The sequence below is a fragment of the Anaeromyxobacter sp. SG64 genome (genome assembly GCF_022690745.1).
Classification (GTDB): domain Bacteria; phylum Myxococcota; class Myxococcia; order Myxococcales; family Anaeromyxobacteraceae; genus Anaeromyxobacter; species Anaeromyxobacter soli.
Genome location: NZ_JALCZB010000112.1, coordinates 1 through 13,185 on the forward strand (window position 1 = coordinate 1; position 13,185 = coordinate 13,185).

Here is a 13,185-nt window from a genome sequence, read left to right on the forward strand (position 1 = left end):
CCGAGCCCGCCGCCGCCGCGAGCCTCGGGAGCCGCGCGAGCGGCTCCGCCAGGAGCGACACCGCCGCGAGGTGGACGAGCACGGCCGAGGGGGCGAGGTAGCGCCAGTGGAAGGCGTTCGCCTCGACCCACTCCAGCGCGCCCGCGAACAGCGCGTAGCCGAGCGCCGCCGCGAGGAGCGCGCCGGCACGCACGAGGGCGCCCGCGAGCTGCGGCCGGAGCGGACGGGTGAGGAGGAGCGCCAGGCCCGCCGCGGCGATCGCGACGAGCGCGAGCCCCCAGCGCCGCTCGTCGTGCCACGCCAGCCCGAAGAACGACGTCCACGCCCGGGGCCAGCGCTCCACGGGGAGCGCGCCCATCGCGAGCCGCAGGCGATGACCGGTGAGGAGGGGGTACAGCCGCAGGAACACGTGGCCCGCCGCGAGGCCGGCGCCGAGGAGCGCCCCTTCGCGCACGAGCCGGGCGCGCACGGCCCGCCGCTCCGTCCCTTCGACGAGGTCCCCGCCCGCGCGCGCGAGGGCGAGCCCCAGGAGCACGATGCCCGCCACCGCGTTCACCCAGTGGGCGGCGACGACGAGGAGGAGCGCCGCCGCCGTGCGGAGCCAGGCGAGCCGCGGCGGCCACGCCGCGCCGCCCCCGCCCGCGCCCGGCGGCTCCGCCAGGGCGAGCCCCGCGAGCGCGAGCGCCGTGGACAGCCCGTAGGGCTGGGAGGCGAGGTACTCGAAGAGCCAGGGGGCCGGCGCGAGCAGGAGCAGCGTCCCGGCCGCGAGGAGGCCGGCGAGCGGCCAGTCGCGCCCCGCGAGCGCGTGCCGCGCGAGCAGGACGAGCGAGGCGAGGCCCGCGAAGGCGGTCAGCGCCCGCTGCAGGAGGAGGTTCGCGAGCGGATCGCGGAGCGGGAGCGCGACGAGCGGGACGAGCATCCCGAAGCGCTCCTGGTCCCAGAAGAAGGGGGTCCAGCGCTGGAGCGAGACGAGCACGGGGACGAGGGAGTCCCCCTGCTCGAGGCGATGAAAGCTCCCGAGGTCCACGAGCGCAGCCGCGCTCGCCAGCGCCGCGACGAGGATCGCGCCCCGCCACGCGCCCCGCGCCCAGCTCACGCCGCCCTTCACGTGCCTCTCCTCCCGCCGTCGGCCTCGGCCCGGACCGCGCCGGCGCCGCGGCCACATCCTCGCCCAGAACGGCCGCGGGCGCGACGCCGGTGCGCCGCGCCCGCTGAGCGGCTGACCATGATTCGAACAGGCGAGCGAAGCGAGCCCGCCGGGGCGACGCCGCGGAAGCGGCGAAGCCGCTCGCGGCGGCGCACGGGACCCGGCTGTCGGGGTGGGGCATCGATTGGTACGCGCGCACGAGCGCGCGGAGCTTCGCTCGGCGGGGCGGGGGCGCAGCCCCCGTGCGAACATGGCTAAACGACAGCGTGATTCGCGGCACCGAAGGTGAACGCGAATCACGAACTGTCGTTTAGGAGAGCCAGCTCGGAGGGACCGCTACTTCGGACGTGCGGCGCGCTCCTTCGCCTCCTGCGCGAGCGCGCGGACGGAGAAGCCGGGCGTCTGCGCGTACTCGTCGGTGGCGACGGTCGGGAAGGGCTTGGCGCGCGCGCGCATCTCCTCGAGCTTGTCCGCCGGGATCGACGGCGAGCCGCGGCGGAGCCACGGATCGTACTGATAGGAGATCGGCGGCCCGCGGAGGAGCCGCTTCTCGTCCCAGATCTGCGCGCCGCGCTCGTAGGACGGCGGGGTGTGCTCGCCCGAGTCCATGCGAATGGCGTCCTTCGGGCACGCCTCCACGCAGAACCCGCAGACGATGCAGCGCAGCTCGTCGATGACGAACTTCACCGGGTACTTCTCGATGGGATCGTCCGGGTACTCGCCCGCCTCGATGTAGATGCACTGCGCCGGGCAGGCGGTCGCGCACATGTAGCAGGCGACGCAGCGGGGCTTGCCGTCCTCGCGCGGGACGAGCCGGTGCAGGCCGCGGTAGCCGGGGGGATACGGCACGCGCTCCTCGGGGTACTGGAGCGTCGCGTTGTCCGACCACAGCTCGCCGCGCCGGCGCTCGAGGACGTCCGGGTTCTTGTCGCGCGTGAGGAACAGGTTCCGGAGGAAGTGCTTCGTGAGCACGCCGATGCCCCGGATGATCTCCGGGAAGTACATCCGCTCGCGCAGATCGGCGGGCCGGTTCTCGATCGGATAGGGCATGGGTCAGTGTCCCGCGACGGCGTGGGCGGCGGCGTGGTCGTGCTCCCCCGGAGCGGGAGCGCGGCCGACCGCGGCGGTGATGGCGCCGATGATGACGATCGTCGCGACGCCGATCCAGGCGAGCAGCTGCATCGAGGGGTCGAGGAGCAGCGCGCCGGCCGTGATGAAGATGTTGGCGATGGCCGCGGGGAGCAGGATCTTCCAGCAGAGCTTCTGGATCTGGTCGAAGCGGAAGCGCGGCAGGAGCCAGCGGATCGTGAGCTGGAGCCACATCAGCACGATCATCTTCGCGAGGAACGCCCCACCGCAGATCGCCCCGAACCAGAGGGGCGTCACGGTCTGACGGAGCCACTCGGTCGAGACGACGATGGGGTGCCAGCCGCCGAGGAACACCGCGGTGATGATCGCGGAGAGGACCACGATCTCCACGAACTCCGCGAGGAACATCAGGCCGAACTTCATGCCCGAGTACTCGACGAAGTAGCCGACGATCTCGCTCTCGCCCTCGGGCAGGTCGAACGGCGCGCGCTTCGTCTCGGCGAACGCGCTCGCGAAGAAGATGAGGAACCCGACCGGCTGGAGGAGGATGCCGAGCGCCGGGACGGGGCCGAGGACCGCGAGCCCCTGCGCGGTCACCATCTCCTCGAGGCGCAGGGTGCGGTACGCGAGCATCGTCCCGACGAGCGACAGCCCGAGCGAGACCTCGTAGCTGATCATCTGCGAGGAGGCGCGGACGCCGCCGAGCAGCGCGAGCTTGTTGTTCGACGCCCAGCCCGCGAGCGAGGTGCCGTACACCGCGAGCGAGGAGATCGCGAAGATGTAGAGCAGCCCGGCGTCGGGGCTCGCCACCTGCAGCGCGACGCCCGCGCTGCCGAGCGCGCCGGCGGCCGAGTCGACGATGGCGCCGAGCGGGATCGGAGGCCCGAGCGGGATGATCGCGAACAGCGCGAACACGGGCGCGAACGCGAGCGCGGGCGCCATCTCGTAGAGGACCCGCGTCCGGCCGCGCGGCGGGGCGCTCTCCTTCGTCAGCATCTTGAGCGCGTCGGCGGCGAGGAACGGGATGCCGCCGAGGGCGGACCCGAGCACCTTGATGCGGTTCGCGCCGATGCGGTTCTGCATCATGGCGGACCACTTCCGCTCCGCGACCGTGAGGAGCGAGCCCGAGATCATCATGACCACGAGCATCAGCGTGACGACGTTGGCGATCGCGGCGCCGAACGACGGCGGCGCGCCGAGGTACTCGGCGAACACCCACGCGAGCCCGCCGGCGGCCAGGTAGAACGCGGCCGAGAGCCCGACGAGGCCGGCCACCACCGCGCCGATGAGCACCACCATCCCGATGAGACGGTTCACTTGGCCCTCCTCCTAGGTCGTGCGGGCGAGGGCGCGGCGGGCGTCCTCGGACGTCTCGGGGGGAACGCGGTCGCGGTAGCCGGGGAGCCGGCCGTCCACGGTGCCGGCGGCGAGCGGGACGATCCCGGGCCGGCGGCGGGTGGACGGCAGCGAGTCCCAGCGGAAGTCGCCGAGCGCCGTCCCGAGCCGCGGCCCGAGCTCGACGAACACGTCGCGCGCGGTCGCGAACCGGTAGGACAGCCCCAGCGCGCGCCCCAGCTCGGACGCGAGCAGCCAGTGCGGCCGGGAGTCGCCCCGCGGGAAGTACGCGAGCTCGAACCGCTGCGCCCGCCCCTCGAAGTTGACGAACGTGCCGTCGCTCTCCGAGTGCGGCGCGGCCGCCAGGAGCACCGTGGCCTGACGCGCCACCGGCCCGTCGTCGTAGGACTGCGCCACGAGCACCTCGGCGCCCTCGAGCGCCGCGGCGGCGGCGGGATCCGGGACCTCCGTCCCGACCGCCCAGACCGCCCGGACCTTCCCGGCGGCGACCGCCGCGGTGAGGTCGCCGAACGGCCGCACCGCGAGCCCGAGCGCCTGCGCGACGAGCTCGAGCCCCTTGCGGTTCGGGTTCTCGTCGGCGCGCTTCAGGAAGGCGTCCTGCCAGCCGTCGCGGCGACCGCCGACGAAGACCTCGGCGACCCCGAGCGCCTCCTTCGCGACCGTCGCCGCGGCGAGGAGGTCCTCGAGCGAGGCGAGCGGCGAGAGCAGCACCGCGAGGCTGCCGGCGCGGGCGTGCGGCGCGAGCTCGGCGGCGGCCCGCTCCACGGCGACCTCGCGGGCCAGCACCTTGGCCTGGGCGCCGCGGCCCTCGCGCGAGAGGAGCGCGCGGTCCGCGTTCAGGTACTTGTACGAGACCCGGCCCTCGTCACACATCCACTCCTGGTTGACGGCGTCGTTCTCGCGCGGGCGGTAGCGGTAGGTGGTGTCGTTCAGGTAGTCGAGGAAGGTGTTGCAGCCGCGCGCGCAGCCGGTGCACACCGACCGCGCGGCGCTCATGAACCAGACGCGGCCGCGGAAGCGGAAGTCCGCCGAGGTGAGCGCGCCGACCGGGCAGATGTCGACGACGTTCCCGGAGTACTTGGAGTCGAGGGGCTGCCCGGGGAACGTGGTGATGAAGCTCTCGTTCCCGCGCTCGGCGACGCCGAGCTGCGGCTCCTTCGCGATCTCGCGCATGAAGCGGACGCAGCGCGTGCAGAGGATGCAGCGCTCCTGATCGAGCACGACCATGGGCCCGAGCACGACCCGCTTGCCCTTCGTCACCTTGGGCACGTCGAGGCGCGAGGGCTGCCGGTCGTACTTCATGTAGTAGTCCTGCAGCTTGCACTCCCCGGCCTGATCGCAGATCGCGCAGTCCACCGGGTGGTTCAGGAGCAGGAACTCGAGCGTGGCGCGCTGCTGGTCCTTCACGCGCGGCGTCTCGGTCTTGACGGCGACGCCCTCGGAGATCGGCATCTGGCACGCCGGCATGAGCTTGCCGCCGGGCGCGTTCGACATCTCGACGAGGCACATCCGGCAGTTGGCCGCGATGGAGAGGCGCTTGTGGTAGCAGTAGTACGGGATCTCGATCCCGAGCGCCTTCGCGGCCTCGATGACGGTCGTGCCGGGCTTCGCGACCACCTCGCGCCCGTCGATCGTCGCCGTGACCATGCCGGGGTTCTTCGGCGGCGGCGGCGCGGGCGGGCCCGGCGGCGGCTTGGGCGGCGCGGCGGCGGGGGCCTCGGGCTTCTTCTCTTCGGCCATTGCTCGTTCGCTCCTGTGGATTCCGGCGCGGCTACTGCTCGACCTCGCCGCCGATCATGTTGATGCTGTCGAACGTCGGGATGAGGTCGGAGAGCAGCGAGTCCTTCGTCATGAACGGCAGGGCGGCCAGCATGGGCCAGCCCGGCGCCCGCAGGCCCAGCTTGTACGGGCGCCCGCCGCCGTCCGACACGACGTAGAAGCCGAGCTCGCCGTTGGCCGCCTCGGTGTAGCTGTACGCCTCGCCGGCGGGGACCTGGATCCCCTCCATGATGATCTTGAAGTGGGCCATGAGGCCCTCGATCGTCCCGTAGACGAGCGGCTTCGGCGGCAGGACGTAGCGGAAGTCCTGGACGGCGATCTCGCCCGGCTCCATCTGCGTGAAGCACTGGCGGATGATCCGATCGGCCTGCCGCATCTCCTCCATGCGCATCTGGTACCGGTCGAAGTTGTCGCCGTTCGTCCCCACCGGGATGTCGAAGTCCACCCGGTCGTAGACGAGGTACGGCGCCGCCTTGCGCAGGTCGAACGGCTCGCCCGACGCGCGCAGGCACGGGCCGGTGAAGCCGAGCTCGATCGCGTCCTCGCGCGGCACGACGCCCGTCCCGCGGGTGCGATCGATGAAGATGCGGTTGCGGGAGAGCAGGCCGTCGATCTCGTCGACGTACCCCTTCACGCGATCGAGCGTCTTCCCGGTCTTCTCGACCCAGCCCTCGGGCGCGTCCCGCGCCACGCCGCCGACGCGCGCGTAGTTCGAGGTGAGGCGCGCGCCGCACAGCTCGGCGAGCCGGTCCCAGATGATGTCGCGCGCCTCGACCGCGTAGAGGAACACCGTCATCGCGCCGAGCTCCATGCCCATGGCGCCGACGAGCGTGAGGTGGTCGCAGATGCGGTGGAGCTCGGAGGTGATGACGCGCAGGTACTTCGCCCGCTCGGGCACGTCGAGCTTGCACAGCTTCTCGACGGCGAGGGCGAAGCCCACGTTGTTCATGATGGAGCTGACGTAGTTGAGCCGGTCCGTGTACGGGAAGCACTGCGTCCACGTCACGTTCTCGCAGCTCTTCTCGAACCCGCGGTGGAGGAAGCCGATGTCGAGCTTCATCTCGCGGATGATCTCGCCGTCGAGCTCCACCACCGCCCGCGTCACGCCGTGCATGGCGGGGTGCGACGGTCCGAGGTTCACCGTCATCCGCCGCGACGGCATGAACGCGTCGAGCTCGCTCTCCCCGGGCCGGAGGCGGAGCTCTTCGCCCGGCGCCGCCGTCTGGACCTCGCCCAGTCCCTTCTTCTCGGTCACGGTCTGCCTCCGTTCACCGTCCGTCCTCGGGGCGCGCCTGCGCGCGCTCGCCGAGGCCGGGGCGCGCTAGTCGCGCGTGGCGGGCCCCGGCCCGCGGTAGATGTCCTTGACCTCACGCTCCTGCACGAGCGGCTGGCGCCCCTTGAGCGGATAGTCCTTGCGGAGCGGGTGCCCGACGAACTCGTCGTACATGAACAGCCGCCGCATGTCCGGGTGGTCGCTGAAGCGGATCCCGTACATGTCGAAGCAGTAGCGCTCGAACCAGTCCGCGCCGCGCCAGAGCGACGTCACGCTCGGCACGACCGCGTCCTGCTCCGGCACCTTCACGCGCAGGCGAATGCGCCGGTTCGTCTTCAGCGAGAGCAGGTTGTAGACGACCTCGAACCGGGGCTCCTGCCCGAGGTAGTCGACCGCGGTGATGTACGGCGCCATGTCGAAGAGCATGCCCGGATCGCTCTTCAGGAAGCGGCACACCTCGACGATGCGCTCCTTCTTCACGAACGCGCAGTCGTCGCCGCCCACGCCCACGTAGGCGTCGTACACGGCATCTGGGAAGCGCTCGACGAGCGCGTCGATCACGACCTTCGACATGGTCCCTCGCTAGCGCGTGGTCGGCGTCTGGCCGACCACGGGCAGAGGCTTGCGGTCGATGAGCTTGTGCTCCTGACCCTGGATCTTCCGCTGCAACAGCATGATGCCGTCGAGCACCTGCTCCGGCCGCGGCGGGCAGCCCGGGACGTAGACGTCTACCGGGATGATCCGGTCGATGCCCTGCACCGTCGCGTAGTTGTCGTAGAAGCCGCCCGACGACGCGCAGACGCCGAACGCCATCACCCACTTCGGCTCGGTGATCTGCTCGTACACGCGCCGGAGGATCGGCGCCTGCTTGCAGTTCACGGTGCCGACGACGATGAGGAGGTCCGCCTGGCGCGGCGAGAAGCGCGGCAGCGCGGCGCCGAAGCGGTCGAGGTCGTAGCGCGCCGACGCGACGGTCATGTACTCCATGCCGCAGCAGGCGGTGACGAACGGATACTGGAAGAGCGAGTACTTCCTCGCCCACCCGAGGCCCTTGGAGACGAGCCCCTGCAGGAAGCCCTGCGCCTCGTCGCGGCGGGTGGTGATGACGGGGACGGTGTCGAGCTCGGATGCCATTGCGACTCCTAGTCCGCCCAGTCGAGCACGCCCTTCTTCCAGACGTACACGAGGCCGGCCACCAGCGTGGCCACGAAGATACCCATTGAGACGAACCCGGCCCAACCGAGGCCCGGGTAGCCCTGGCTCGGCAGGAGCAGCACGGCCCACGGGTAGAGGAAGATCGCTTCGATGTCGAAGACGATGAAGAGCAGCGCGACGACGTAGAACTTCACGCCGAACCGCTCTCGCGGAGAGCCGGCGGCTGGCTCCGACCCGCACTCGAACGGGGTGCTCTTCACCACGCTCGGCCGACGAGGACCGAGCAGGTTGGCGAGCGCCACCATGAGGGCCGCGAGTCCTACCGCCACCAGCAGAGCGACGCCAATCGGGAAATAGGTCTGGAGGGGTGTCAGCATGGGTGGGCAGGGGTCCGCTTGGAGGCCCCTTAAGTGCCTGTCGCGATCAGGGTTGTCAACGGGTTTGGCCCCCTTGACACAGGGGGGGCGTTATGTAGACTCCGCCCGCACTTTCCTGAGTTTTGCCGACAACATAGGTCCACTTTAGGAGCGCCGGCATGGGCTTTCAGTTCGGCACCGTCCTCGTCTTCGCGATCGTCACGCTGGGTTTCGCTCTGGGTGGAGTCACCCTGTCGAGGCTCGCCGGTCCGCGCATCCCCAATGCGGAGAAGGCGACCACCTATGAATGTGGCGAGCGGCCCATCGGGGTGGCGTGGTTCAACTTCAATCCACGCTTCTACCTCGTCGCGCTCGTGTTCGTGATCTTCGAGGTCGACATCGCCCTGACGTTCCCGGTGGTGGCCGTCTACCGCGACTGGGTCTCGGCGAGCCCCGCGCTGGCGTGGGTGGCGTTCTTCGAGCTGTTCCTGTTCACCGCCATCCTCGTCGTCGGCCTGGTGTGGGTGTGGGCGCACGGCGACCTCGAGTGGGTGAAGACGCTGGCGCCCTCGCGCGCCTCCGAGGCGCCCCCGGCACGGAAGGCCGCGTAACCCGCACGTGTTGCAACTACAGGAGATCTCCTCGAAATGACGGGACGAACGATGGACGCGGGGGCCGGGGCCGGGGACGTCACCCTGTTCCACACGAGCCAGCTCGACAAGCTCATCAACATGGCTCGCGAGAACTCGCTCTGGTACCTGCTGTTCGGCCTCGCGTGCTGCGGCATCGAGCTCATGCAGTTCGGCGGCCCGCGCGCGGACGTGATGCGCTTCGGCGCGATCCCCCGCGCGAGCCCTCGCCAGGCGGACTTCATGATCGTGGCGGGCACGCTGACGTACAAGATGGCCGAGCGGGCGAAGCTCCTCTACGACCAGATGCCCGAGCCCAAGTACGTCATCTCGATGGGCTCCTGCTCCAACTGCGGCGGCCTCTTCCAGCTCGGCTACTCGGTCTGCAAGGGCGTCGACAAGGTCCTCCCCGTCGACGTCTACGTGCCCGGCTGCCCGCCGCGGCCCGAGGCGCTCACCGAGGGCCTCATCCGCCTGCAGGAGCTCATCCGATCCGAGCCCTGGTCGACGAAGCGTCGAGCGGCAAAGGGGAGCGTCGCGTAGGGCGCCGACAGGCAGGCTTCACGTTTGGTGTTTCCGGACGGGGCGAGCCTGGGCACGCGATGAGCGGCCCGCTCGCCTCGCTTAGCAGCAGGGGAACAGATGACGACCACAGAAATCCATGACCGACTGAAGGCACGGTTCGGCGAGGACGTCGGCCCGCTCTCCGAGCCGAAGATCGACGCCTTCGCGGTCGTGAAGCGGGAGCGGATCGTGGAGATCTGCCGCTTCCTCGCGAAGGAGCCGGGCCTCGAGCTCGACTTTCTCGAGGACCTCACCGCCCTCGACTGGCCGAAGAACAACCAGATCGAGGTCGTCTACCACCTGCTCTCGTACCGGCACCGGCACTCCATCGTGCTGAAGGTCCAGCTGGACCGGGCCGCGCCGTCGATCGCGACCGTCGAGGGCGTGTGGAAGACGGCCAACTGGTTCGAGCGCGAGGTCTACGACCTCTTCGGCGTGACGTTCGAGGGCCACCCCGATCTCCGCCGGATCATGCTCCCCGACGACTGGATCGGCCACCCGCTGCGGAAGGACTACCAGGAGACCGGCGGCTACCACGGGTTCTCCAACGTCCGCGAGAACCCCCTGGTCGAGCTCAAGCGTCTCGACGACGTGCGCCGCGCCGAGGCCGCGAACGCGGCCGGTGGCGTCGACGGCCCCGCGAAGGCGTAGGGAGAACACATGGAGAAGCTCATCCTCCGCCGCGTCGACCGCAACTACGAGGAGATGGTCCTCAACTTCGGTCCGCAGCACCCGTCCACGCACGGCGTCATCAACTTCATCGTCGAGACCGACGGCGAGGTGATGAAGCGGGCGATCCCGGACGTCGGCTACCTCCACCGCTCGATCGAGAAGATCGGCGAGGCGACCGGCTACCCCGGCTTCATGCCGTTCACGGATCGCATCGACTACGTGGCGGCGATGTTCGCGAACGAGGGGTACGCGATCGCCGTCGAGAAGCTCCTCAAGGTCGAGGTGCCGCCCCGCGCGCAGTGGCTCCGGGCGATCAGCTGCGAGCTCGTGCGCATCGCGAGCCACCTCATCGCGGTCGGCACGATGACGATGGACATCGGCGCGTTCACGCCGATGGTCCACGGCCTGCGCGAGCGCGAGGAGATCAACGACTTCATCGAGGCGCTCTGCGGCGCCCGGCTGACCTACAACTACCACCGCATCGGCGGCGTCGCCTTCGACCTGCCGGAGGGGTGGCGGGACAAGGTCCTCGCGTTCCTCGACCGGTTCGACAAGTTCCTCCCCGAGTTCGACCGGCTCATCACCTTCAACGAGATCTACAAGAAGCGCCTCGCGAAGGTCGCCGTCGTCTCCCGCGAGCAGGCCATCAGCTACGGCCTCGTCGGCCCGAACCTGCGCGGCTCCGGCGTCGACTGGGATCTCCGGCGCGACATGCCGTACGGCGCGTACCCGAACTTCGAGTTCGAGGTGCCGGTGGGGAAGGGCTGGGCCGGCGCGGTCGGCGACTGCTTCGACCGCTACTACGTGCGCTGCCTCGAGATGAAGGAGTCCTCGCGCATCGTCCGCCAGGCGCTCGAGACCATCGGCCAGACTCCCGAGGAGATCATGGCGAAGGTGCCGCGCAACGTGAAGCCGGACGCCGGCGAGGTGCTCTCGCGCGTCGAGTCGGCTCGCGGCGAGATGGCCTACTACGTGGTGTCGGACGGGACGAACAAGGCGTACCGCGTCCGCGCGCGCACGGGCTCGTTCACCGCGATGTCCATCATCGAGGACATCTCCGGCGGCCTGATGGTCGCCGACCTGGTCGCGCTCATCTCGTCGCTGGACGTCGTCGCTCCGGAGATCGATCGCTAATGGCCACCGTCACGCTCCCGAAGGGCAACCCCCGGACCAAGCTGCTCGTCACGCTCGTGGTGGCGCTCGCGCTGCCCGTGATCCTGTTCGGCGCCGTGCTCGTGCTCGCCACGATCGCGAAGCCCGAGCCGGTGGCGGTGTTCGTGCGCGAAGTGCTCCACCACGACCCGGCCACCTGGCCGTTCACCGGGCTCGTGTACGGCGTCGCCGCCGGGCTCCTCACCTTCATGATCCTGAACTTCGGCGCGGTCGTCGCCGCGGTCACGATCTGGTGGGAGATGCGGGTCAGCTCCCGCATGCAGAGCCGCATCGGCTACAACCGCGTCGGCGCGGGCGGCTTCTTCCAGTGGATCGCGGACGCGGTGAAGCTCCTCCTGAAGGAGGACCTCATCCCCGCCGACGCGGACCAGCTCCTCTTCCGCGCCGCGCCGTACTTCGTCTTCGCGGGGTTCGGCCTCATCTTCGTCGCCCTCCCCTTCGGCGAGAGCGTCATCGCCGCCGACCTCAACGTCGGCATCTTCTACGTGACGGCCGTCACGGCGCTCGTGGTCGTCGGCATCCTCCTCGCCGGCTGGTCCTCGAACTCCAAGTGGGCGCTCTTCGGCGGCATGCGCTCCGCCGCCCAGGTGATCTCGTACGAGATCCCGGCCGGCCTCGCCGTGATGGTGCCCATCCTCATGGCCGGCACCCTGTCGATGCAGGGGATCATCCGCGCCCAGGGCGCCTGGCCGTGGCAGTGGTTCGTGTTCACGAACCCGGCCGCGCTCGTCGCGTTCGTCATCTTCTTCATCGCGCAGCTCGCGGAGTCGAACCGCCCGCCGTTCGACCTGCCCGAGGCGGAGTCGGAGCTCGTCGCCGGCTACCTGGCCGAGTACACGGCGTTCCGGTACGCGATCTTCTTCCTCGTCGAGTTCGGCAACGTCTGGATCATGAGCGCCATCGCGGTGACGCTCTTCTTCGGCGGCTGGCAGGTGCCGGGCGTCGCCGCGGAGGCGTACGAGGCCGCGCGCGGCGCGGGCGCGCTCCCCGCGCCGGCGTGGTGGGGGCTGCAGGTCGCGTCGATGGCGGTGTTCTTCGTGAAGACGTTCCTCGTGATGAACCTCGTCATCTGGATCCGCTGGACCTTCCCGCGCATCCGCGTGGACCAGATGATGAACCTCTGCTGGAAGTACCTCGTCCCGGGCGCCTTCGCGACGTTCGTCGCCACCCTGCTCTGGCAGATCCTGGTGGCGCGCGTGCCGGTCGCGTCGACCGTGAGCGGCGTGGTCCTCTTCGTCGGCGCCCTCGTCGCCCTGGTGCAGATGCTGCGGCTCGCGAAGCAGAACGTCGAGGCCGGCGGCGATCAGGTCGACCTCTCCAACTGGTAGGCGGGATACGAACATGGCCCAGTCCGTCAGCGAGTACACCGGCGCCATCAAGGACACCGTCAAGTCCTTCTGGCACGGCATGTCGATCACGCTCTCCCACCTGCTCCGCAGGCCGATCACGGTCCAGTACCCGGACCGGACGCCGATGCCGGTGCGGGACATGCTGCCCCCGCGCTACCGCGGGTTCCTCGAGGTGGACACCGCGATCTGCACCGGGTGCCAGGCCTGCGAGCGCGCCTGCCCCATCAACTGCATCCAGATCACGCTCGAGAAGGACCCGGCGAACCCCAAGCAGCGCGTCGTCACGCAGTTCGACATCGACGAGGCGAAGTGCATGTTCTGTGGGCTGTGCGTGGAGCCCTGCCCGACGGGCTCCATCCAGCACACCCGCGAGTTCGAGGGGTCGCAGCGGAACATCCGCAACCTGACCTTCCGCTGGTCCGACGCGCTGAGCCCGTTCCCGGTCTACAAGGTCGACAAGAACGCGGAGTACTACCCCCGCGCGCCGCTCGGCTCGCTCCTGCGCGCCAAGCTCGAGGCGCATCCGTGGAACGAGGCCGGCCCGGTGTTCCTGCCGCCGGAGGCGCCCGGCGCCGCGAAGCCCGTGGCGCAGCCGAAGGCCGCCGCTGCCGCGGGCGCCGCCGGCGCAGCGGCGCCCGCCCCC

General features: G+C 70.3%; 14 protein-coding genes. 6 read left to right on the plus strand and 8 right to left on the minus strand.

Translation table 11 applies throughout. From position 1 onward, the window contains the following. The 8 genes from MNZ29_RS21245 to MNZ29_RS21280 form a co-directional block, all read right to left on the minus strand. The coding region (locus MNZ29_RS21245) for a hypothetical protein (protein ID WP_242356636.1) at nucleotides 1-1,108 on the minus strand (1,108 nt) is incomplete at its 3' end. 375 nt (nucleotides 1,109-1,483) lie between these two features. Further along, nucleotides 1,484-2,197, minus strand: a complete 714-nt coding sequence (locus tag MNZ29_RS21250) for an NADH-quinone oxidoreductase subunit I (protein WP_242340378.1) — start codon at nucleotides 2,195-2,197, stop codon at nucleotides 1,484-1,486. A gap of 3 nt (nucleotides 2,198-2,200) precedes the next feature. Beyond that, nucleotides 2,201-3,553: a complex I subunit 1 family protein gene (locus MNZ29_RS21255; RefSeq protein WP_242356638.1), complete on the minus strand. Its 1,353-nt coding sequence runs from the start codon at nucleotides 3,551-3,553 to the stop codon at nucleotides 2,201-2,203. Between the two features lie 12 nt (nucleotides 3,554-3,565). Further along, nucleotides 3,566-5,332 (minus strand): 2Fe-2S iron-sulfur cluster-binding protein, encoded by a 1,767-nt coding sequence (locus MNZ29_RS21260; protein WP_242356641.1) that lies wholly within the window; start codon nucleotides 5,330-5,332, stop codon nucleotides 3,566-3,568. 31 nt (nucleotides 5,333-5,363) lie between these two features. Further along, entirely contained in the window at nucleotides 5,364-6,626 is a 1,263-nt protein-coding gene (locus tag MNZ29_RS21265; RefSeq protein WP_374109411.1) for an NADH-quinone oxidoreductase subunit D, read from the minus strand. Nucleotides 6,627-6,692: 66 nt separating this feature from the next. Further along, nucleotides 6,693-7,217 (minus strand): NADH-quinone oxidoreductase subunit C, encoded by a 525-nt coding sequence (locus MNZ29_RS21270; RefSeq protein WP_242340381.1) that lies wholly within the window; start codon nucleotides 7,215-7,217, stop codon nucleotides 6,693-6,695. A gap of 9 nt (nucleotides 7,218-7,226) precedes the next feature. Beyond that, complete coding sequence (locus tag MNZ29_RS21275; RefSeq protein ID WP_242340382.1) at nucleotides 7,227-7,778, minus strand: NADH-quinone oxidoreductase subunit B; 552 nt, start codon at nucleotides 7,776-7,778, stop codon at nucleotides 7,227-7,229. A gap of 8 nt (nucleotides 7,779-7,786) precedes the next feature. Continuing rightward, complete coding sequence (locus tag MNZ29_RS21280) at nucleotides 7,787-8,176, minus strand: NADH-quinone oxidoreductase subunit A (protein ID WP_242340383.1); 390 nt, start codon at nucleotides 8,174-8,176, stop codon at nucleotides 7,787-7,789. Between the two features lie 158 nt (nucleotides 8,177-8,334). Here MNZ29_RS21280 and MNZ29_RS21285 point away from each other — a divergent pair, with 158 nt between their 5' ends. The 6 genes from MNZ29_RS21285 to MNZ29_RS21310 form a co-directional block, all read left to right on the plus strand. Then, a complete protein-coding gene (locus tag MNZ29_RS21285; RefSeq protein WP_242340384.1) occupies nucleotides 8,335-8,766 on the plus strand; it encodes an NADH-quinone oxidoreductase subunit A in 432 nt (143 codons plus the stop codon). A 36-nt stretch (nucleotides 8,767-8,802) separates the two neighbouring features. Further along, nucleotides 8,803-9,327, plus strand: a complete 525-nt coding sequence (locus tag MNZ29_RS21290; protein ID WP_242340385.1) for an NADH-quinone oxidoreductase subunit B — start codon at nucleotides 8,803-8,805, stop codon at nucleotides 9,325-9,327. 99 nt (nucleotides 9,328-9,426) lie between these two features. Then, complete coding sequence (locus tag MNZ29_RS21295) at nucleotides 9,427-9,999, plus strand: NADH-quinone oxidoreductase subunit C (RefSeq protein WP_242340386.1); 573 nt, start codon at nucleotides 9,427-9,429, stop codon at nucleotides 9,997-9,999. 9 nt (nucleotides 10,000-10,008) lie between these two features. Next, the gene (locus MNZ29_RS21300) at nucleotides 10,009-11,154 is read left to right on the plus strand and encodes an NADH-quinone oxidoreductase subunit D (protein ID WP_242356643.1); all 1,146 of its coding nucleotides are present in this window, start codon (nucleotides 10,009-10,011) and stop codon (nucleotides 11,152-11,154) included. Further along, complete coding sequence (locus tag MNZ29_RS21305) at nucleotides 11,154-12,521, plus strand: complex I subunit 1 family protein (RefSeq protein ID WP_242340388.1); 1,368 nt, start codon at nucleotides 11,154-11,156, stop codon at nucleotides 12,519-12,521. Before MNZ29_RS21300 ends, MNZ29_RS21305 begins: the two co-directional genes overlap by 1 nt. A 13-nt stretch (nucleotides 12,522-12,534) precedes the next feature. Continuing rightward, nucleotides 12,535-13,185, plus strand: a 651-nt coding sequence (locus tag MNZ29_RS21310; protein ID WP_242356645.1) for an NADH-quinone oxidoreductase subunit I, incomplete at its 3' end; no start/stop codon positions are given.

Bases quoted from the DNA above. Each gene is read 5' to 3' on its own strand.
- MNZ29_RS21280 (WP_242340383.1), bottom strand. From the start codon at position 8,176: ATGCTGACACCCCTCCAGACCTATTTCCCGATTGGCGTCGCTCTGCTG.
- MNZ29_RS21270 (WP_242340381.1), bottom strand. From the start codon at position 7,217: ATGTCGAAGGTCGTGATCGACGCGCTCGTCGAGCGCTTCCCAGATGCC.
- MNZ29_RS21250 (WP_242340378.1), bottom strand. From the start codon at position 2,197: ATGCCCTATCCGATCGAGAACCGGCCCGCCGATCTGCGCGAGCGGATG.
- MNZ29_RS21305 (WP_242340388.1), top strand. From the start codon at position 11,154: ATGGCCACCGTCACGCTCCCGAAGGGCAACCCCCGGACCAAGCTGCTC.
- MNZ29_RS21275 (WP_242340382.1), bottom strand. From the start codon at position 7,778: ATGGCATCCGAGCTCGACACCGTCCCCGTCATCACCACCCGCCGCGAC.
- MNZ29_RS21295 (WP_242340386.1), top strand. From the start codon at position 9,427: ATGACGACCACAGAAATCCATGACCGACTGAAGGCACGGTTCGGCGAG.
- MNZ29_RS21290 (WP_242340385.1), top strand. From the start codon at position 8,803: ATGACGGGACGAACGATGGACGCGGGGGCCGGGGCCGGGGACGTCACC.
- MNZ29_RS21300 (WP_242356643.1), top strand. From the start codon at position 10,009: ATGGAGAAGCTCATCCTCCGCCGCGTCGACCGCAACTACGAGGAGATG.
- MNZ29_RS21285 (WP_242340384.1), top strand. From the start codon at position 8,335: ATGGGCTTTCAGTTCGGCACCGTCCTCGTCTTCGCGATCGTCACGCTG.
- MNZ29_RS21260 (WP_242356641.1), bottom strand. From the start codon at position 5,332: ATGGCCGAAGAGAAGAAGCCCGAGGCCCCCGCCGCCGCGCCGCCCAAG.